At 59.0% G+C, this 19,938-nt stretch carries 22 protein-coding genes; 12 read left to right on the top strand and 10 right to left on the bottom strand.

Translation table 11 applies throughout. The annotated features are described in order from the left end of the window. Positions 1–3 precede the first annotated feature (3 nt). The gene (gene moaE / locus P3G59_RS04935; protein WP_016771590.1) at positions 4–456 is read left to right on the top strand and encodes a molybdopterin synthase catalytic subunit MoaE; all 453 of its coding nucleotides are present in this window, start codon (positions 4–6) and stop codon (positions 454–456) included. Between the two features lie 267 nt (positions 457–723). After that, positions 724–1,500 (top strand): ABC transporter substrate-binding protein, encoded by a 777-nt coding sequence (locus P3G59_RS04940; RefSeq protein ID WP_277760675.1) that lies wholly within the window; start codon positions 724–726, stop codon positions 1,498–1,500. A gap of 84 nt (positions 1,501–1,584) precedes the next feature. Here P3G59_RS04940 and P3G59_RS04945 read toward each other — a convergent pair whose 3' ends face one another. From P3G59_RS04945 to P3G59_RS04965, 5 genes are all read right to left on the bottom strand, one after another. Then, positions 1,585–2,211: a PAS domain-containing protein gene (locus P3G59_RS04945; protein ID WP_007914317.1), complete on the bottom strand. Its 627-nt coding sequence runs from the start codon at positions 2,209–2,211 to the stop codon at positions 1,585–1,587. Between the two features lie 93 nt (positions 2,212–2,304). Continuing rightward, a complete protein-coding gene (locus P3G59_RS04950) occupies positions 2,305–3,432 on the bottom strand; it encodes an FAD-binding oxidoreductase (RefSeq protein ID WP_277760676.1) in 1,128 nt (375 codons plus the stop codon). Positions 3,433–3,555: 123 nt separating this feature from the next. Further along, complete coding sequence (locus P3G59_RS04955) at positions 3,556–4,500, bottom strand: ornithine cyclodeaminase family protein (RefSeq protein WP_277760677.1); 945 nt, start codon at positions 4,498–4,500, stop codon at positions 3,556–3,558. A 135-nt stretch (positions 4,501–4,635) separates the two neighbouring features. Further along, positions 4,636–6,114, bottom strand: coding sequence for an ATP-dependent RNA helicase RhlB (gene rhlB, locus P3G59_RS04960; protein WP_277760678.1), 1,479 nt, complete (start codon positions 6,112–6,114; stop codon positions 4,636–4,638). 96 nt (positions 6,115–6,210) lie between these two features. Then, positions 6,211–6,867, bottom strand: a complete 657-nt coding sequence (locus tag P3G59_RS04965) for an alpha/beta fold hydrolase (RefSeq protein ID WP_277760679.1) — start codon at positions 6,865–6,867, stop codon at positions 6,211–6,213. 467 nt (positions 6,868–7,334) lie between these two features. On the opposite strand from P3G59_RS04965, the gene P3G59_RS04970 reads away from it, so the two are divergent. The 4 genes from P3G59_RS04970 to P3G59_RS04985 all read left to right on the top strand — a co-directional run bounded on the left by P3G59_RS04970 (position 7,335) and on the right by P3G59_RS04985 (position 11,495). Continuing rightward, positions 7,335–8,366, top strand: a complete 1,032-nt coding sequence (locus P3G59_RS04970) for an amino acid ABC transporter substrate-binding protein (protein WP_103305207.1) — start codon at positions 7,335–7,337, stop codon at positions 8,364–8,366. Between the two features lie 66 nt (positions 8,367–8,432). Next, entirely contained in the window at positions 8,433–9,614 is a 1,182-nt protein-coding gene (locus P3G59_RS04975) for an amino acid ABC transporter permease (protein ID WP_277760680.1), read from the top strand. 10 nt (positions 9,615–9,624) lie between these two features. After that, positions 9,625–10,719, top strand: coding sequence for an amino acid ABC transporter permease (locus P3G59_RS04980; protein WP_277760681.1), 1,095 nt, complete (start codon positions 9,625–9,627; stop codon positions 10,717–10,719). Between the two features lie 11 nt (positions 10,720–10,730). Further along, positions 10,731–11,495, top strand: coding sequence for an amino acid ABC transporter ATP-binding protein (locus P3G59_RS04985; RefSeq protein ID WP_008080191.1), 765 nt, complete (start codon positions 10,731–10,733; stop codon positions 11,493–11,495). A 52-nt stretch (positions 11,496–11,547) separates the two neighbouring features. Here the strand turns inward: P3G59_RS04985 and P3G59_RS04990 are convergent, their stop codons facing one another. Both P3G59_RS04990 and P3G59_RS04995 read right to left on the bottom strand, forming a co-directional pair. After that, a complete protein-coding gene (locus tag P3G59_RS04990; protein WP_277760682.1) occupies positions 11,548–12,039 on the bottom strand; it encodes a type II toxin-antitoxin system MqsA family antitoxin in 492 nt (163 codons plus the stop codon). Then, entirely contained in the window at positions 12,036–12,344 is a 309-nt protein-coding gene (locus tag P3G59_RS04995; RefSeq protein WP_277760683.1) for a type II toxin-antitoxin system MqsR family toxin, read from the bottom strand. The genes P3G59_RS04990 and P3G59_RS04995 overlap by 4 nt, the downstream gene beginning before the upstream one ends. A gap of 166 nt (positions 12,345–12,510) precedes the next feature. Here P3G59_RS04995 and P3G59_RS05000 point away from each other — a divergent pair, with 166 nt between their 5' ends. The 5 genes from P3G59_RS05000 to P3G59_RS05020 all read left to right on the top strand — a co-directional run bounded on the left by P3G59_RS05000 (position 12,511) and on the right by P3G59_RS05020 (position 16,505). Then, the gene (locus P3G59_RS05000) at positions 12,511–13,170 is read left to right on the top strand and encodes a FadR/GntR family transcriptional regulator (RefSeq protein ID WP_277760685.1); all 660 of its coding nucleotides are present in this window, start codon (positions 12,511–12,513) and stop codon (positions 13,168–13,170) included. Then, a complete protein-coding gene (locus tag P3G59_RS05005; RefSeq protein ID WP_277760686.1) occupies positions 13,160–14,464 on the top strand; it encodes a CynX/NimT family MFS transporter in 1,305 nt (434 codons plus the stop codon). The genes P3G59_RS05000 and P3G59_RS05005 overlap by 11 nt, the downstream gene beginning before the upstream one ends. 208 nt (positions 14,465–14,672) lie before the next feature. Beyond that, positions 14,673–15,143 (top strand): nuclear transport factor 2 family protein, encoded by a 471-nt coding sequence (locus P3G59_RS05010; protein ID WP_277760687.1) that lies wholly within the window; start codon positions 14,673–14,675, stop codon positions 15,141–15,143. Positions 15,144–15,182: 39 nt separating this feature from the next. Beyond that, complete coding sequence (locus tag P3G59_RS05015; RefSeq protein ID WP_277760688.1) at positions 15,183–15,485, top strand: GIY-YIG nuclease family protein; 303 nt, start codon at positions 15,183–15,185, stop codon at positions 15,483–15,485. 84 nt (positions 15,486–15,569) lie between these two features. After that, positions 15,570–16,505, top strand: coding sequence for a glutathione S-transferase family protein (locus tag P3G59_RS05020; protein ID WP_277760689.1), 936 nt, complete (start codon positions 15,570–15,572; stop codon positions 16,503–16,505). A gap of 116 nt (positions 16,506–16,621) precedes the next feature. On the opposite strand, the gene P3G59_RS05025 is transcribed toward P3G59_RS05020, so the two are convergent. Further along, complete coding sequence (locus tag P3G59_RS05025; protein WP_034154584.1) at positions 16,622–16,972, bottom strand: glutaredoxin family protein; 351 nt, start codon at positions 16,970–16,972, stop codon at positions 16,622–16,624. Continuing rightward, a complete protein-coding gene (gene yejK, locus P3G59_RS05030; RefSeq protein WP_016984999.1) occupies positions 16,972–17,976 on the bottom strand; it encodes a nucleoid-associated protein YejK in 1,005 nt (334 codons plus the stop codon). The genes P3G59_RS05025 and yejK overlap by 1 nt, the downstream gene beginning before the upstream one ends. Positions 17,977–18,371: 395 nt before the next feature. On the opposite strand from yejK, the gene P3G59_RS05035 reads away from it, so the two are divergent. Next, on the top strand, positions 18,372–18,653 hold the full coding sequence (locus tag P3G59_RS05035) for an HU family DNA-binding protein (protein ID WP_003221909.1): 282 nt from the start codon (positions 18,372–18,374) through the stop codon (positions 18,651–18,653). Positions 18,654–18,848: 195 nt separating this feature from the next. Here P3G59_RS05035 and rlmF read toward each other — a convergent pair whose 3' ends face one another. Further along, positions 18,849–19,868 (bottom strand): 23S rRNA (adenine(1618)-N(6))-methyltransferase RlmF, encoded by a 1,020-nt coding sequence (gene rlmF / locus P3G59_RS05040; RefSeq protein WP_277760690.1) that lies wholly within the window; start codon positions 19,866–19,868, stop codon positions 18,849–18,851. Between the last annotated feature and the right edge of the window lie 70 nt (positions 19,869–19,938).

Below are 19,938 nucleotides of genomic sequence, written 5' to 3' on the forward strand. Positions count from 1 at the left end.
GCCATGGCGATTCGTGTGCAGGCCACGCCGTTCGATCCGGGCGCTGAAGTCAACGCGATGCACGCGGCGAATGTCGGCGTCGGTGCGGTGGTGAGTTTTGTCGGTTACGTGCGCGACTTCAACGATGGCCTGGATGTGGCCGGGATGTTTCTCGAGCACTATCCGGGCATGACCGAGAAGGCGCTGGGCAAAATTGCCGTTGAAGCCGAGCAGCGCTGGCCGCTGTTGAAACTGGAAGTGCTGCATCGCATCGGTGCACTCGAACCTGGCGAGCCGATCGTGTTTGTCGGCGCCGCCAGTGCCCATCGCCAGGCCGCATTCGATGCCTGTGCCTTCGTCATGGACTACCTGAAAACCCGTGCACCGTTCTGGAAGAAAGAAAACACCAGCGACGGGCCGCGTTGGGTTGAAGGGCGGGACAGTGATCATGCCGCGGCGGATCGCTGGAAAAAGTAATTCCTGTAGCGCTCTTCAGTAAGCCTTCGCGAGCAAGCTCGCTCCCACATGGGATTTGTGTCATTCACTAATCCAATGTGGGAGCGAGCTTGCTCGCGAAGGGGCCATCTGCAACACCAAAAACCTCGCGGACACTCTCTTCTCCCTGATTGACGACTTGTACCTATAAGTCCAATATGGATTTCCAAGTACAAAAATAGCGTCTCCCCCGTTTCAGCTCTTTCTTCTGTCTTGCCAAACCAACAACAACCCCGCGAGAGAACGAACATGAAGAAGCTCCCCCTCATCACCGGTCTGGCCTTTAGCCTGTTGGCCTCCGCCAGCGTGTTCGCCGCCGAGCAAACCCTGCGCATTGGCATCGAAGCCGCCTACCCGCCATTCGCCTCGAAATCCGACAAGGGCGAAATCGTCGGTTTCGATTACGACATCGGCAACGCTTTGTGTGCGCAGATGAAGGTCAAGTGCGTGTGGGTCGAAGGTGAGTTCGATGGTCTGATTCCTTCGCTGAAAGTGAAGAAGATCGACATGGCCCTGTCGTCGATGACCATCAACGAAGACCGCAAGAAGTCGGTGGATTTCACTCACAAGTACTACTTCACTTCGTCACGCCTCGTGATGAAAGAAGGCGCCACGGTTGATGATCAATACGCCAGCCTCAAGGGCAAGAATATCGGCGTACAGCGTGCAACGACGACTGATCGTTACGCCACCGAGGTGTTCGAGCCCAAGGGCATCAACGTCAAGCGCTACAGCAACAACGAAGAGATCTACATGGATTTGGCGGCGGGGCGGCTCGATGCGATTTTTGCCGACACCATTCCGCTGAATGACTTTTTGTCGATGCCCCGTGGCAAGGGTTATGCGTTTGTCGGGCCTGAGTTGAAGGATCCGAAATACGTCGGCGAGGGTGCCGGGATTGCGGTGCGCAAGGGCAATAGCGAATTGGTCAGCCAGTTGAATGGCGCCATTGATGGCATTCGCGCGAGTGGCGAATATCAGAAGATTTCCGAGAAGTACTTCAAGTCCGACATTTACGGCGACTGATAAAAAAGATCGCAGCCTTCGGCAGCTCCTACATGGGAATGCGTTCTCCTGTAGGAGCTGCCGAAGGCTGCGATCTTTTGATCTTCAGCCCTTCAATTCCTTCAAATGCTTGTACACCGTCGCCCGCCCCATGTTCAGCACATTGGCCACATAGTTCGAGGCGCTCTTGCCCTTGAACGCGCCCTCGGCGTGCAGCGCCAGCACCAGTTCGCGTTTGTGATCGCGGGTCAGCACATTCAGGCTCAATTGGCGTTCACGCAGCCAGGCGTGCAGGAAGGTATTGATGCGTTCCTGCCAGTCATCGCGAAACAGTGAATCCGGTTGCGGGATCAGTTTGCTCGGCGACAGGAACAGGTCCAGCGCCGCCTTGGCATTCTCGAACAGCGAAATATTCAGGTTGATGCACAGCACCGCCAGCGGCAGGCCTTCGCTGTCGCGCAGGACGCTGCTCAGGCTGCGAATCTTCTGGCCGTCCCAATTGAGCTTTTCGTACGGACCGATATTGCGGTCGCTGACATCCTCGCTGAGCATGTCTTCCAGTGACGAGTCGTCGCCGATCTCGCGTTTGGACAGGTTGTTGGCGATGTAGTCGACCTTCTGCGTGCGCAGGTCGTGCAGCACCACTTCGGCGTGCGGAAAGAACAGCGTGGCGATGGCATCGGCGATGGCGCGAAAGTTATCCAGGGCCGGGTCGAATTCAGGGGCGGTCATGACAGTGGAGCTCCAGGCAGCGTCAACGCCCCCGTGATCAGGGGGCGCTGCGAGTGTGCCGCAATCCGTTGGGCGCGTCATCCGGATGGACGATCAGGCGAGGCGTGCAGGGGAGAGCATGGCACTGCTCAGGCCGAAGTTATGCAAGTGCTCGGGCAACGGCTCACCACGTACCAGCGCGGCGCTGGCCTGGCCCATCGCCGGCGAAGTCTGGATGCCGTAGCCACCCTGCGCCGCGACCCAGAACAGCCCCGGCACCTGCTGGTCGAAACCGCTGAGCAGATCACCGTCGCCGACGAAACTGCGCAGCCCGGCCCAGGTGCGGGTCGGGCGGCGGATGGTCAGCGTGGTGGCTTCTTCGATCTGGTAAATGCCCATGGCAATGTCCAGTTCTTCCGGCTGTACGTCGTGGGGCTCGACCGGGTCGGCGTTGGCCGGTGATCCGAGAAACATGCCGGCGTCAGGCTTCATATAGAAGGATTCGTCGAGGCTGACCAGCATCGGCCAGTGATGAATGTCGACGCCTTCGGGGCCGGCGAAGATGAACGCGGCGCGACGTTTCGGTTGCAGGCCCAGCGGACGCGCGCCGGCCAGTGCACCGATCTTGTCGGCCCAGGCGCCGGCGGCGTTGATGATCACGGGTGCGCTGAAGGTCTGGCCGTTGGTCTGGACGTACCAGTGACCATCGGCATCGCGGCTGAGGCCGAGCACTTCGCAATCGGTATGGACTTCACCGTCGTTGCGGCGGATTCCGCGCAGGTAGCCTTGATGCAGAGCGTCGGTGTCGATGTCGCTGGCGCTCGGGTCGTAGATCGCGCCGTGGACTTTTTCCCGACGCAGGATCGGTAACCGCGCGCAGGCTTCGTCGGCGCTGAGCAGTTGCATCTCCGGTACGGTGGCTTTGGCGCTGAGGTATTGGTTATTGAGTTCGGCAGCGTCACCGGTGAAGTCTACGGTCATTTCGCCGCGCGGGGTCAGCAAGGGGTGTTCACAGAAACCGCTTGGCGGATTGTCGAAGAACGCCCGGCTGGCCTGCGTCAGTGCACGCACTTGCGGTGTGCCGTACGCGGCGGTGAACAGCGCGGCGGAGCGGCCGGTGGAGTGATAGGCCGGGTGGGATTCACGTTCGAGCACGATCACTTTGCCGTGCGGCGACAGCCAGAAACCGGTGGAAGCGCCGGCAATTCCGCCGCCGATGATGATGAAATCTGCCTGGCTCATGCATATCTCCAAAAGTATCGAGAACCTGTGTAGGAGCTGCCGCAGGCTGCGATCTTTTGATCTTGCTTTTAAAGGTCAAAAGATCGCAGCCTGCGGCAGCTCCTACACAGGGGGATTGAGGTGTTAGTTCTGTAGGTGATAAACCGCATTGGCCAGGGCGATGTCTTCGAGGCCCAGGCCGATCGAGCGGAAAAACACGTGACGGGCGTAATCCGGGCGCTGCACTTTTTCACTGAGCAGATCCGCCAAGTCGCCAATGATCGAGTCCTTGTTCCAGCCGTGCTGCTCGGCGGCAATCAACATCTCACCCGCCGAACCCGGCGTGGTCAGACGATAGTCGCAGAACACCTGCATGTTGTTGAGGCTCTGCGGTGGTACTTCGTGGGCGCGTGGGGCGTTTGTGCTGATCGACGTGATCAGTGCCGGTTTGCTCAATGCGGCAGGATCGATCACCGGTCCGGCGGACGAGGTGCAAAGCATGATCACGTCGGCCTCGGCGAGGGCGGCTTCGCGGCTGTTGGCAATGTTCAGATCGGCAGAGATGGCTTTCAACCGTGCCTGAGTATCAGCGTCTTCGAGCAGGGACGGTGAATACACGCTGATGCTCTGCCAGTCACGCAGCGATTTCACATAGTGCAGATGCGCCTGAGCAACCTTGCCGCTGCCGATGATTGCCAGTCGCGTGGCACTCACCGGCGCGAGGGCGTCGACGGCCACAGCCGTGGTCGCTGCCGTGCGCGCGGTGGTCAGTTCACCGGCATCACACAACAGCAACGGCTGGCCGGTTTTCATCGACATCAATAATGTCCACGCCGTCACCAGCGCACCTTGCTCGCGAACGATGTAGGGCGAGGTCTTCACGCCGTAAACGCCGTCCTCGGCCAGCACGCCCAGATAGTTGATGAAGTCGCCGGCGCCCTGCGGGAACTCCACCAGTTGCTGCGCCGGTTGTACGGCGTTGCCCGCCGCGAGGTCGCGAAACAGCTTGCGCAGGATCTGCGGCACATTGATGCGCGCCAACAGCTCACGGGCCTGGGCTTGGTCGATCACGTGGGGCGTACTGGACATGTCAGGCTCCGGAGTCTGGATCTAAACTAATTTGTCCATTATGGACATTTAGTTTTCTCTCGCAAGCGCCAGATGAAATGCCGGGCGAAAAAAAAGCGCAGTCCGTTGCCGGCTGCGCTTTTCTTCTAACGTCGCTTACTGCGGACGCTTGCGCTCGACCGCCCGCAACAGATGCGTCGGCGGCGTTTCGCAGCTGATCTTGCGACCGAGCTTTTCTTCGATGGACGGCAACTGGTATGAGTCATCCTCACCGGCGAAGCTGATCGACACACCATCGGCGCCGGCACGACCGGTACGACCGATGCGGTGCACGTAGTCGTCCGGGACTTCCGGCAGGGTGAAGTTGATCACGTGGCTGATGCCGTCGATGTGAATGCCGCGACCGGCCACATCGGTGGCGACGAGCACGCGAATCTTGCCCTCGCGGAAACCTTCGAGGGTCTTGATGCGTTTGTGTTGCGGCACGTCGCCGGACAACTGCGCAGCATTCACACCGTCGCGCACCAGACGCTCTTCGATACGGCGGACTTCGTCCTTGCGGTTGGCGAAAACCATCACCCGCTCCCAGCCATTATCGTTGACCAGGTTGTAGAGCAATTTGTACTTGTCGGCAGCGGCCACGGCGTAGATGTGTTGCTCGACGTTTTCGCTGGCGACGTTGGTGACTTCAATTTCGACGATGGACGGATCGGTCGTCCATTGCTTGGCCAGGTTCATCACGTCTTCGGTGAAGGTCGCGGAGAACAGCAGAGTCTGGCGCTCGGACTTCGGCGGGGTCTGGCGAATGATCTGGCGTACTTGCGGGATGAAACCCATGTCGAGCATGCGGTCGGCTTCGTCCAGCACCATCACTTCGACCATGTCCAGGTGCACGTCGCCGCGCTGGTTGAAGTCGAGCAGGCGGCCTGGCGTCGCCACGAGAATGTCGCAGTGACGCGCTTCGAGGTGCTTGAGCTGCTTGTCGAAGTCCATGCCACCCACAAACGTCATGACGTTGAGGCCGGTGTACTTGGTCAGATCAGCGGCGTCCTTGGCGATCTGCACCACCAGCTCACGGGTTGGCGCGATGATCAGCGCACGGGGTTCGCCCATGTAGCGTTCTTTCGGCGGTGGCGTTTGCAGCAGCTGGGTGATGATCGAGATCAGGAACGCGGCGGTTTTGCCGGTACCGGTTTGCGCGCGGCCAATGGCGTCTTTGCCGGCGAGGGTAAAGCCCAGCACCTGTGCCTGAATCGGTGTGCAATACGGGAAGCCCAGATCCTGAATGGCGTGCATCAGTTCTGGAGACAGCTTGAAATCGTGGAAGCGGGTTTTGCCTTCCTGTGGCTCGACAACGAAATCTTCGAGTTTCCACGGAATAACCGGTGCCTTGGGCTTCGGTTCGCGACGCGGTCTGGCCTGTTTCGGCTCTTCACTGCGCGCAGGCTCGGCGGCGATTGGCGCGGCCGGAGCGGGTTTCGGGTCTTGCTTCGGTGCTGCTACGGCAGCGGGGCGGTCGGCCTGGGGCGCATCGTTGCGATGACCGGGGGCGTGCGACGGCGCACTGGGAACTGGCGCGAGCTGCTCAGCCTCGCTTTTACCGAACATTTTCTTGAGTGCTTCGAGCACGGTCATCTCATCAATTGGTTAAGGAATGTACGCCGGCCAGTGTAATGCAAGAAACGGGCGCGGCGTAGTGTGATGATCAAAGGGCAGGCATTGCTCGCGTCATCAGCGCAGACGTTCGCTCAACCAGACGCCAATGTCGCGAATTTCCTCGGGTAACACTTCGTGCTCCATTGGGTATTCCTGCCATGTCACGGTGACACCATGCTTCACCAAATGCTCATAGGCACTGCGGCCCATCGAGTTTTGCACCACCCCATCGAACTGGCCGTGCAGACAAATAGCGGGAATGCGCTGCTGACTGGCTGAAAGCTCCATCTCATCAGTGAAGGTCGGCGCATACGTCGACAACGCCAGCACACCGCCCAACGGCCCCTGCCATTTCATAAAGGCGGTGTGCAACACCACGGCGCCACCCTGGGAAAAACCGGCGAGGAAAATCCGCGAGGCGTCTATTCCGCTGGTGCGCTGTTCTTCGATCAGTTCGATGATGCGATTCGCCGACGCTTCCAGCTCGTCACGGTCAATCGCGCGCGCCGGGCTCATGGCTTTAATGTCGTACCAGCTCGGCATGGCATATCCGCCATTTATCGTCACTGGACGAGTCGGCGCCTGCGGCAGCACGAAGCGCGTGCTCAGCAGGCTTTCCTGCAACGCTTCCGCGACCGGCAAGAAGTCGTAGCGGTCGGCGCCGAGGCCGTGCAGCCAGATCACGCAGGCGTCTGCGGGCTTAACAGGCTGAAGAATCAAGGGCTCGGTCATGGCTGCTCCAAATATGTGCGGGCGCTCTCAATGAGTGCGTGATTTGCGTGCGCGCCCGGTTGATCCGTTAAGAAGATGTCGCAAGGTTACAAGTTTTGCTATTGACCTGTCGCTCAAACGCTTCAGCGGTCGGTGTGGTACGGGCTTTGCTATGGCTTCCAGCGTGCAACCGATCCCGCTCTTGGCGGTAACACTATCAGTGTACCCCTAGCGACGGGATGCAAAGAATCCGGTGATGGATGTTCGCCAATGGCCACTACGGGCTTAGCGAACGTGAAAGGGCTACAGCCCGTTCGGCCGATTGGTGAGAAGTGAGTTGTCCATGATGTGGATTTTCTCCTACTAGACTCATAGCGAAGGTCTTACGTCGGTTGACCCCAAAAAAAGCCAACACGGGTCAACAACGCCTCAAAAGGGTGCGACTGGACTCAAGCTCCGACACAACAAGAGCAAAACTGGAGGTTTGAATGAAGATGTTGAAATCCACTCTGGCGGTCGTGACTGCTGCAGCAGTACTCGGCGTCAGCGGGTTCGCTCAGGCGGGTGCAACCCTGGATGCGGTGCAGAAGAAAGGTTTCGTGCAGTGTGGCGTAAGCGACGGTCTGCCGGGCTTCTCGGTTCCGGACGCTACCGGCAAGATCCTCGGGATCGACGCTGACGTCTGCCGCGCTGTGGCCGCTGCCGTATTCGGCGACGCGACCAAGGTCAAATTCAGTCAGTTGAACGCCAAGGAGCGCTTCACCGCGCTGCAATCGGGCGAGATCGACATCCTGTCGCGCAACACCACCATGACCAGTTCGCGTGACGCGGGCATGGGCCTGAAATTCCCGGGCTTTATTACCTACTACGACGGCATCGGCTTCCTGGTGAACAACAAGCTGGGCGTGAAGAGTGCCAAAGAGCTGGACGGTGCAACCATCTGCATCCAGGCCGGTACCACCACCGAGCTGAACGTTTCCGACTACTTCCGTGGCAACGGTCTGAAATACACCCCGATCACTTTCGACACCTCCGATGAAAGCGCCAAGTCGCTGGAATCCGGTCGTTGCGACGTGCTGACCTCCGACAAGTCCCAGCTGTTCGCCCAGCGCTCCAAGCTGGCGTCGCCGAAGGACTACGTGGTTCTGCCGGAAACCATTTCCAAAGAACCACTGGGCCCTGTCGTGCGTAACGGCGACGACGAGTGGCTGGCCATCGTGCGTTGGGTTGGCTACGCGCTGCTCAACACCGAAGAAGCCGGCATCACGTCGAAAAACGTCGAAGCTGAAGCCAAGTCGACCAAGAACCCGGACGTCGCCCGTATGCTCGGCGCTGACGGCGAGTACGGCAAAGACCTGAAACTGCCGAAAGACTGGGTTGTACAGATCGTCAAACAAGTCGGCAACTACGGCGAAATCTTCGAGAAAAACCTCGGCAAGAGCACTCCGCTGGAAATCGACCGCGGCTTGAACGCCCTGTGGAACAACGGCGGCATTCAGTACGCACCACCAGTGCGCTAATGGTTCTATCACCCGGCGGGCCAACCGCCGGGTGATGTTCTTGTTCCATTTTTTCCGGGGCACTTCATGCAAAATTCAATCGGCGCACCAAAGCAGAGGCTCAGCCTCAGCGATCCGCGAGTGCGTGCGTGGCTATTCCAGATCATCACCGTTGTGGCGGTGGTCTCGCTGGGCTGGTACTTGTTCGACAACACGCAAACCAACCTTCAGCACCGGGGCATTACCTCCGGTTTCGGCTTTCTGGAGCGCAGTGCCGGGTTCGGCATCGCTCAACACCTGATCGACTACACCGAAGCGGACAGCTATGCCCGCGTCTTCGTTATCGGTCTTCTCAACACCCTGTTGGTGACCGTGATCGGCGTGATTCTGGCGACGATTCTCGGCTTCATCATCGGCGTGGCGCGGCTGTCGCAGAACTGGATCATCAGCAAACTGGCGACCGTGTATGTGGAAGTGTTCCGCAACATTCCGCCGCTGCTGCAAATCCTGTTCTGGTACTTCGCGGTGTTCCTGACCATGCCGGGGCCGCGCAACAGCCATAACTTCGGCGACACCTTCTTCGTCAGCAGCCGTGGCCTGAACATGCCGGCGGCGCTGATGGCTGATGGCTTCTGGGCTTTTTTCGGCAGCGTCGTGGTGGCGATCATCGCTACCGTGCTGATGTGCCGGTGGGCCAACAAGCGCTTTGAAGAAACCGGCGTACCGTTCCACAAGTTCTGGACGGGGCTGGCGATCATGTTGGTGATCCCGGCCTTGTGCGCACTGATCTTTGGCGCGCCGCTGCACTGGGAAATGCCCAAGCTGCAAGGCTTCAACTTCGTCGGCGGCTGGGTGCTGATCCCGGAACTGCTCGCCTTGACCCTGGCCCTGACCGTGTACACCGCGGCGTTCATCGCCGAGATCGTGCGTTCGGGGATCAAGTCGGTCAGCCATGGCCAGACCGAAGCGGCGCGTTCGCTCGGCCTGCGCAACGGTCCGACCCTGCGCAAGGTGATCATTCCGCAAGCCCTGCGCGTGATCATTCCGCCGCTGACCAGCCAATACCTGAACCTGGCAAAAAACTCTTCGCTGGCTGCCGGTATCGGTTACCCGGAAATGGTTTCTTTGTTCGCCGGCACCGTGCTCAACCAGACCGGTCAAGCGATCGAGGTGATTGCCATCACCATGAGCGTGTACCTGGCGATCAGTATCAGCATTTCCCTGCTGATGAACTGGTACAACAAGCGCATTGCGCTGATCGAGCGGTAAGGAAAAGCGCATGAGTACTCATACTTTCAAACCCGACATGCCCCCACCGAACAGCAGTATCGGCGTGGTGGCGTGGATGCGCGCGAACATGTTCTCCAGCTGGCTCAACACCCTGCTGACGCTGTTTGCGTTCTACCTGATCTACCTGGTGGTGCCACCGATCCTCAGTTGGGCCATCCTCGATGCCAACTGGGTCGGCACTACCCGAGCCGACTGCACCAAGGACGGCGCCTGCTGGGTGTTCATCCAGCAGCGTTTTGGCCAGTTCATGTACGGCTATTACCCGCCGGAACTGCGCTGGCGCGTCGACCTGACCGTGTGGTTGGCGGTAATCGGCGCGGCGCCATTGTTCATCTCGCGGGTACCGCGTAAAGCGATCTACGGGCTGAGCTTTCTGGTGTTGTACCCGATCATCGCCTTCATCCTGCTGCACGGCGGTTTCGGCCTGACCAATGTGGCGACCAGCCAGTGGGGCGGTCTGATGCTGACCCTGGTCATCGCCACTGTCGGCATCGCCGGTGCCTTGCCGCTGGGGATTGTGCTGGCGCTGGGCCGTCGGTCGAACATGCCGGCGATTCGTGTGGTCTGCGTGACCTTCATCGAGTTCTGGCGCGGCGTGCCGTTGATCACGGTGCTGTTCATGTCCTCGGTGATGCTGCCGCTGTTCCTGCCTGAAGGCATGAACTTCGACAAACTGCTGCGCGCGCTGATCGGCGTGATCCTGTTCCAGTCGGCCTATGTGGCCGAAGTGGTGCGCGGTGGTCTGCAAGCGATCCCCAAAGGTCAGTACGAAGCGGCTGCAGCGATGGGCCTCGGTTACTGGCGTTCGATGGGGCTGGTGATCCTGCCGCAAGCCCTGAAGCTGGTGATTCCCGGCATCGTCAACACCTTCATTGCGCTGTTCAAGGACACCAGTCTGGTGATCATCATCGGCCTGTTTGACCTGCTCAACAGCGTCAAGCAAGCCGCTGCCGATCCGAAATGGCTGGGCATGGCCACCGAAGGCTACGTATTCGCCGCCCTGGTGTTCTGGATTTTCTGTTTTGGTATGTCGCGCTATTCCATGCATCTGGAACGCAAGCTCGACACTGGCCACAAGCGTTAGGAGTTGTGTAAATGAGTGAAGCAATCAAAAAGCCTGTAGGTCCTGAAGGCATTATTCAGATGCAGGGCGTCAACAAGTGGTACGGCCAGTTCCACGTGCTCAAAGACATCAACCTCAACGTCAAGCAGGGCGAGCGTATCGTTCTGTGCGGGCCGTCGGGTTCCGGCAAATCGACGACAATTCGTTGCCTCAATCGTCTGGAAGAACACCAGCAGGGCCGCATCGTCGTCGACGGCGTGGAACTGACCAACGACCTCAAGCAGATCGAAGCGATCCGCCGTGAAGTCGGCATGGTGTTCCAGCATTTCAACCTGTTCCCGCACCTGACCATTTTGCAGAACTGCACCCTGGCGCCGATGTGGGTACGCAAGATGCCCAAGCGCAAGGCCGAAGAAATCGCCATGCATTACCTGGAGCGCGTACGCATTCCGGAGCAGGCGCATAAATTCCCGGGGCAACTTTCCGGTGGTCAGCAGCAGCGCGTGGCGATCGCCCGTGCTCTGTGCATGAAGCCGAAAATCATGTTGTTCGACGAACCGACTTCGGCACTCGATCCGGAGATGGTGAAGGAAGTACTCGACACCATGATCGGTCTGGCTGAAGACGGCATGACCATGCTCTGTGTGACCCACGAGATGGGCTTTGCCCGCACCGTGGCCAACCGCGTGATCTTCATGGACAAAGGTGAAATCGTTGAGCAGGCGGCGCCGAATGACTTCTTCGATAACCCGCAGAATGAGCGGACGAAGTTGTTCTTGAGTCAGATTTTGCATTGATGGTTTGTGAGTAAAACGAACCCGGCCTTGTGCCGGGTTTGTTTTTTGTGCGTCAGGACACAGAAAGCGTTTCGTGTTCTTTGTGCTCGGTATATTTGAACGCGCCCCGCAAATCCGCCCCTTCACCGAGGATTTTCGCGTCGGCGAGCAAATGAGGATAACGATCCAACAAACGCATGAGCAGCATCAGCGCTTTCGGTGGAAGTACTTCGCCGCGCTCATAGCGGGAAAACGCGTTGTGCCCACCACCTGACAGCAGCTGCACTGTCTCTTTCTGTGTCAGGTGCAATTTGCGGCGGATACGCTTCATCTCAGAGCCGATCATTTGCCTTGCAGCGATAACCAGCGCATCACCTGCTTGCCCCCAACGTTCTGCGCTATCGGTATCGGCATCCCACTCGACTTCACCACACTTCTGGCACTCCCAGCCAGAAAGATCATCTACACGGCGCTCCATGCCTTTGACACTGATGGTTTCGCCACGCCCATCAAAATGTTTCATTCCCTCAAGTGCACCGCAGCTGAAGCATTGCCGGGTTTTCATGGGTTCTTCTCCTTGAAAGAGATTACCGGTGGGCCGCCGGTGCGGTACGTCACCTTGATGTAAATCTCCAGACCTTGTGAATTGATGTGATACACGTCCTGCCAGACTCGATGATCGTCATAGGTGGTCATCGATTTGTACAACATCCTGTTCTGCAACTCGAAAACGATCTCCTGCATTTCTGTGAAGTCAAAACCGAGATCCAGACCGGTTTTTTCCGCGGTCTTGGTGAAAGCTTGTCTGCCAAGCCGCCTGACTTCTGCCTTGATCACCGCCAAGTCGTAATGGGGCGTGTTCTTTTCCATAAGAAACCAAAACCCTGTCCCTGAAATTACCCTTAAAGGGTAATTTTGACCAATCGAAAATGCCGCTCCATGTGTCTCCGATTGACCCTAGGTGGTTGCCGTCCTACACGGGTCTGACTAACATGTCGGAAAATTCATCCTATGATTGGATGAAAGGGCGAATCCTATGTCAGACATTTCTCCACTCATTAAGCGATCCTTGGTCGATCAGGCCTTGGATCAATTACGACAGCGCATCAACAGCGGCGTCTGGCAAGTCGGCGAGCGATTGCCGACCGAACCGGAGCTGTGCGCCGAGCTGGGCATCAGCCGCAACACCGTGCGCGAAGCCATGCGCGTGCTCGCATTTTCCGGATTGATCGAGATTCGCCAGGGCGATGGCAGTTACTTGCGCGCCGTGGTCGATCCGCTCGATACGCTGAAGGCGTTATCGCGCTGCTCACTGGAACAGGCGCGGGAAACCCGGCATATCCTCGAAGTCGAGGCGATCGGCCTGGCCGCGTTGCGCCGCACCGACGAAGACCTCGCCGCCTTGCGCGAGGCGCTCGGCACCAGCGGCAGCCACTATCACGGCGACCTCGACACCTACATCGCCTGCGATCTGGTGTTCCACCGCCGGCTGGTCGACGCCGCGCACAACCCGACCCTCAGCGAGTTGTATCGCTATTTTTCCAGCATCGTCGGCGCACAACTGCGTCAGACCCTGAACATCGTCCCGCGCCGTCAAGAAGTGTTTGACCTGCACATCGCATTGCTCGATGCGGTCGAACAACGCGATCCGGAACGGGCCAAAGCCTTGTCGAGGCAGTTGATCAATGAACCTTGAAACCGAGAAATCCATGTCCCGCAGTGAGATATCCACAACCCCGAAGCGCACGGCAGAGCTTGAAGAGCTGTTGATCGACGCCGAGGCCGATGACGAGCAAGTTCAACAAAGCCATCCGCTGGTGCGCCGGCCGTGGTTGTTGTTGCTGGGCTTGATTCTGGTGGCGCTGAACCTGCGTCCGGCGCTGTCGAGCATGGCGCCGCTGCTCAGCGACGTCTCCAAAAGCCTTGGTTTGTCGGCGGCACAGGCCGGTCTGCTGACCACGCTGCCAGTGTTATGCCTCGGTTTGTTTGCACCGCTGGCACCGATTCTGGCGCGGCGTTTTGGTGCCGAGCGGGTGGTCCTGGGGATTCTGCTGACGCTCGCTGGCGGGATCATTTTGCGCAGTAACTTCGGCGAGATCGGCTTGTTCGCCGGCAGCGTATTGGGTGGCGCCAGCATCGGCATCATCGGTGTTCTGCTGCCGGGCATCGTCAAACGCGATTTCGCCAAACATGCCGGCACCATGACCGGTGTCTATACCATGGCGCTGTGCCTGGGCGCAGCGATGGCGGCCGGTTCCAGCGTGCCGTTGAGTGAACACTTCGGGCACAGCTGGGCGATGGGCCTGGGCTTCTGGGTGATTCCGGCGTTGGTTGCAGCGGTATTCTGGCTGCCGCAAGTCGGGCAGAAACATGGCGCGCACAACGTCGCTTATCGCGTGCGCGGTCTGCTGCGTGATCCGCTGGCGTGGCAGGTGACGTTGTACATGGGCTTGCAATCGTCGCTGGCCTACATCGTGTTCGGTTGGTTGCCGTCGATTCTGATCGGGCGTGGATTGACGCCGACCCAGGCCGGTCTGGTGTTGTCCGGTTCGGTGATTATTCAGCTTGCCAGCTCGTTGGCTGCGCCATGGATGGCAACGCGTGGCAAGGATCAGCGTCTGGCGATTGTGGTGGTGATGGCGCTGACCCTTGGCGGTCTGTTCGGCTGCCTCTATGCACCGATTGAAGGCCTGTGGGGCTGGGCGATTCTGCTGGGGCTGGGGCAGGGCGGGACGTTCAGTCTGGCGCTGACGTTGATCGTGCTGCGTTCGCGTGATTCACATGTTGCGGCGAACCTGTCGAGCATGTCCCAGGGTTTCGGTTACACCCTGGCGTCGATGGGGCCGTTCGCGGTCGGCGTGGTGCATGACTGGACTGGCGGCTGGAATGCCGTGGGCTGGATCTTCGGCATCATTGGAACTGGCGCCATTATTGCTGGCCTCGGGGCCGGGCGCGCGCTGTACGTGCAAGTGCAAAGCGAGAAAATCTGAATGCACTGATTTAAATGTGGGAGCGAGCCTGCTCGCGAAGGCGATTTTACATTCAATATCTGTGTCGACTGACACGCCGCTTTCGCGAGCAGGCTCGCTCCCACATTGGTTTTGCGTGCTGCAGGTATTCGGTTTACGAATGCCGATAGTGTTTCTGCGCATTGCAGATTATCGTGCTGGCAATCTGTACCTATTTTGGAGTTTGCCCATGAGCGAAGCCCACGCCGCGTTGATCACCCGCTTTTACCAGGCTTTCCAGCGCCTCGATGCCGAAGCCATGGCCGCCTGCTACACCGACGACGTAGTGTTCAGCGATCCGGCCTTCGGTGAACTGCGCGGGCGCGATGCCGGCGACATGTGGCGCATGCTCACCACCCGGGCCAAAGACTTCTCGCTGACCTTCGACAACGTTCGCGCCGACGACCGCAGCGGCGGTGCGCATTGGGTCGCGACCTACCTGTTCAGTCAGACCGGCAATGTCGTGGTCAACGATATCCAGGCCCGTTTCGTCTTCCGTGACGGCAAGATTTGCGAGCACCACGATCACTTCGACCTGTGGCGCTGGTCGCGTCAGGCTTTGGGTTTCAAAGGTCTGCTGCTCGGCTGGACACCGCTGGTGCGCAACGCCGTTCGCGCTCAGGCGCTGAAGGGACTGAAGGCATTTCAGGCCGGTCGCTGATAAGATCGCCGCCTGTTTCCTACATGTCTTGATCCCGAAGTGACCAGCCTTAGCGAAAAAACTGTCGATGTGGCCAAACCGGTGAGCAAGTCCTGGTTCGTCTACCTCGTTCGCGCGGCCAATGGTTCGTTGTACTGCGGGATCAGCGACGATCCGGTGCGCCGTTTCGCCAAACATCAAAGCGGCAAAGGCGCGCGGTTCTTCCTCTCCAGCCCGGCCATGGCGCTGGTCTACACCGAGCAGTGCCGCGACAAGAGCGATGCACTGCGCCAGGAACACTTGATCAAAAAACTCAAGAAGAGCGCCAAGGAATGTCTGGTGGCGTCTTATCAATCTGACTGATCAGTTCCCATCAGGCAGATCTGTAGGCTGCTAAGCAAATGCACGCTAAGCTGCTGGCTCACTATCTGAGCGGCGGAGCCGAGCATGTCTGAGTTGATTCTGCACCACTACCCGACCTCCCCCTTTGCCGAGAAGGCCCGCCTGCTGCTGGGTTTCAAAGGCTTGTCGTGGCGCTCGGTACACATCTCGCCGGTGATGCCGAAACCGGATCTGACCGCCCTGACCGGTGGCTACCGCAAGACCCCGGTTTTGCAAATTGGCGCTGACATCTATTGCGACACATCGTTAATCGCTCGGCGTCTGGAGCAGGAAAAGGCGTTGCCGGCGTTCTTCCCCGAAGGTCAGGAATTTACCGCTGCCAGTTTTGCCACGTGGGCTGACTCGGTGGTGTTTCAACATGCGGTGAGCCTGGTGTTTCAGCCGGAATCGGTGGCGGTACGCTTCGCCAAGTTGCCGCCAGAAGCGATCAAGGCTTTTATTGCCGACCGCGCCGGTCTGTTCAGTGGTGGCAGCGCCACGCGTTTGTCTGCCGAACAAGCCAAGCATCAGTGGCCGACGATCATGGCGCGGCTGGAGCAGCAATTACAGCGCGAGCAAGGCGACTTCCTGTTCGGCGAACCGTCGATTGCCGACTTCGCATTGGCGCATCCCCTGTGGTTCCTCAAGGCCACGCATGTCACCGCTCCACTGGTGGATGAGTATCCGGCTGTTGCGGCCTGGTTGGGCCGAGTGCTGGGCTTTGGCCATGGCGCAGCCAGTGAGATGACGTCGCAAGAGGCGCTTGAGGTTGCACGCAATGCGACACCGGCGGCATTGCCGGATGAGCAGTTTGTTGATCCGAATGGATTCAAGGCTGGCCAGCGGGTGGCAATCTCGGCGACGGATTACGGGGTTGATCCGGTGGTGGGCGAGTTACTGTTTGCCGGTAGCGAAGAGTTGATCATTCGTCGCGAAGACGAGCGTGGCGGTGTGGTGCATGTGCACTTTCCGCGTTTTGGTTTCCGTATCGAAGCCCGCTGATCTCTCAAGTCTGTAGCAAAACTTTGTAGGAGTGAGCCTGCTCGCGATAGCGGTGTGTCAATTGGCGGATTTATCGACTGACACACCGCTATCGCGAGCAGGCTCACTCCTACAGGTTACTTCAGGGCAGCGAGAATTTCGTCCGGGTCGAACCCGCGAATCAACGTACCGTTAACGTCAATCAGCGGAATCCCGCGCCCGCCCAATGCCTCATACGCCTTGCGCGCCTCGGCATCCTTCTCGATGTCGAACTCCTTGAAAGGAATGCCCTTGCTGTCGAGAAAGCGTTTGGTCTGCTTGCAGTAGCCGCACCAGTCGGTGGCGTAGAGCACGACGTTGGCCTGCGCACGGGTCTGCTCTGCCACCATTTGCGAGGGATTGAACACCCGCTCGATCTTGCCCCAGTTCTGATAGACGACCACCACCAGCAGAACCAGTGCAACCTTCTTCAGCACATTGCCGAGCATCAGTTACGGCGCTTCAGCTGATCGGTGAGAGACGTTGGCAGGCCCTTGATCACCAAGGTTCCAGCTTCTTCGTCGTACTCGATCTTCGAGCCCAGCAGATGAGCTTCAAAGCTGATCGACAGGCCCTCGGCGCGGCCGGTAAAGCGGCGGAATTGATTCAGGGTGCGTTTGTCCGCCGGAATCTCAGGCGACAGGCCATAGTCCTTGTTGCGGATGTGATCGTAGAAGGCCTTCGGGCGCTCCTCGTCAATCAGCTCGGACAGTTCTTCCAGGCCCATCGGCTCGCCGAGTTTGGCCTGGCTGCTGGCGTAATCGACCAGGGTTTTGGTCTTCTCGCGGGCGGAGTCTTCCGGCAGGTCTTCGCTCTCGACGAAGTCACTGAAGGCCTTGAGCAGTGTGCGGGTCTCACCCGGGCCGTCGACGCCTTCCTGGCAGCCGATAAAGTCGCGGAAGTATTCCGAAACCTTTTTACCGTTCTTGCCCTTGATGAACGAGATGTACTGCTTGGACTGCTTGTTGTTCTGCCATTCGGAGACGTTGATCCGCGCCGCCAGGTGCAACTGGCCGAGGTCGAGGTGGCGCGACGGGGTCACGTCCAGCTCGTCGGTTACAGCCACGCCTTCGCTGTGGTGTAGCAGGGCGATCGCCAGGTAATCGGTCATGCCTTGCTGATAGTGGGCGAACAGCACGTGGCCGCCCACCGACAGGTTCGATTCTTCCATCAGCTTTTGCAGGTGCTCGACGGCCACTTTACTGAACGCAGTGAAGTCCTTGCCGCCCTCCATGTATTCCTTCAGCCAGCCGCTGAACGGGAACGCTCCGGATTCCGGATGGAACAGGCCCCAGGCTTTGCCCTGTTTGGCGTTATAACTCTCGTTGAGGTCGGCGAGCATGTTTTCGATGGCAGCAGACTCGGCCAGTTCGGTGTCACGGGCGTGCAGAACTGCGGGCGTGCCGTCGGGTTTTTTGTCGATCAGGTGGACGATGCAATGACGGATCGGCATGGGCTTCTCGGCTGTTGGAAGGGAGGAGGGCAGGCTCCCCCGAAAAAGCGCTCAGTGTACCGCAACCACTGGTTTTGGCGCGGGTTGTAGGGCAAAACCGGGGCGCACGACCGGCCTTATGCAGTTATTTACCGATTTAGAGCAATAAAGCTGACCAAATGGGTAGCTAGAGGCGGATATTTCCCCGTCTCTGTGCTAGTTTTGCCCGGTCTTACGCGAAGTCACTGCGTTAAGCGTGCAATCAGCATTTGTCAGGTCGAACCAAACCCTGATTTCGGTATCTATAACCCGACTCGTCGTGGTTATCGCCGAGGGTGCCAGATCCAGAAGATCGGGCTCGATGGCTGACACTGCACTCTGCAATCCATATGAATTTGATAGGGAAGGAACACTACATGGCTCTTACTAAAGACCAACTGATCGCCGACATCGCTGAAGCTATCGACGCGCCGAAAACCACCGCGCGTAACGCTCTGGACCAACTGGGCCAAATCGTTGCCGATCAGCTGGAAAACGGCGGCGAAATCACCTTGCCAGGTATCGGCAAGCTGAAAGTGACCGAGCGTCCTGCCCGCACTGGCCGTAACCCTTCGACTGGCGCTGCCATCGAAATCCCTGCAAAGAAAGTGATCAAGCTGGTTGTGGCCAAAGGCCTGACCGACGCTGTGAACAAGTAAGACGCAGCGATAAAAAACCGTGCACCGGAGCGATCCGGGCACGGTTTTTTTGTGCCTGCGATTTGGCGAGGCGTTACGCCGCCCTGTAGGAGCTGTCGAGTGAAACGAGGCTGCGATCTTTTGATCTTGTTCTTAAGGATCAAGATCAAAAGATCGCAGCGTGCCGCAGCTCCTACAGGTTCGCCGGTGCAGACGTTAGCGCGTCCAGCGCTCGCGGCGCCAGATCTGCTGCTCGGACTTGGTCTGGAACGTCCACGCCACGAAACGGCTTTGCTTCTGCCCCTGGGACATCTCCACCACCTGGCTTTCCAGCACGCCGGCCTTTTTCAGTGCGGTTTCGATAGCTGGCAGGTTCGAAGCTTTCGACACCAGCGTGCTGAACCACAGCACCTTATGCTGGAAGTTCGCGCTCTCGGCGATCAGTTGCGTCACGAAGCGCGCTTCGCCGCCTTCACACCACAACTCCGCCGATTGCCCGCCGAAGTTCAACACCGGCAGTTTGCGCTTCGGATCGGCCTTGCCCAATGCGCGCCATTTGCGCTCGCTGCCCTTGGTCGCTTCGTCCATCGAAGCGTGGAACGGCGGATTGCACATGGTCAGGTCAAAGCGTTCGCCCGGCTCCAGCAGGCCGATCAGGATGTGCTTGCGGTTTTCCTGCTGGCGCAGCTGGATGACCTTGCTCAGATCGTTGGACTGGACGATGGCCTTGGCGGCCGCCGCGGCGGTCGGGTCGATCTCGGAGCCGAGGAAGTGCCAGCGGTATTCGCTGTTGCCGATCAGCGGATAAACGCAGTTGGCGCCCATGCCGATGTCCAGCACGTTGACGATCGCGCCACGCGGCACCTTGCCGTCGTTCATGCTCGCCAGCAAATCGGCGAGGAAATGCACGTAATCGGCGCGGCCTGGTACAGGCGGGCAGAGATAATCCGCCGGGATGTCCCAATGCTGAATGCCATAAAACGACTTGAGCAGCGCCCGGTTGAACACGCGCACCGCATCGGGACTGGCGAAGTCGATGCTTTCCTTGCCGTACGGGTTGGTGATCACAAACTTCGCCAGTTCCGGCGTGGTTTTGATCAGCGCCGGGAAGTCGTAACGACCCTGATGGCGATTGCGCGGGTGCAGACTGGCCTTTTCACGCGGCTCGGCGGTCTTGGCCGGGGTCGCGGAGTCAGGCTTCTTGCGCGCAGGTTTGGGTGTGCGGGGGGCGTTCATGGGCGTGGTCGATTCGGGTATGGCTGAAAGTGGCGGGTATTGTCCCACATCTAAAGGCAACACCGTTCAA

Source organism: Pseudomonas sp. A34-9, assembly GCF_029543085.1.
Taxonomy (GTDB): domain Bacteria; phylum Pseudomonadota; class Gammaproteobacteria; order Pseudomonadales; family Pseudomonadaceae; genus Aquipseudomonas.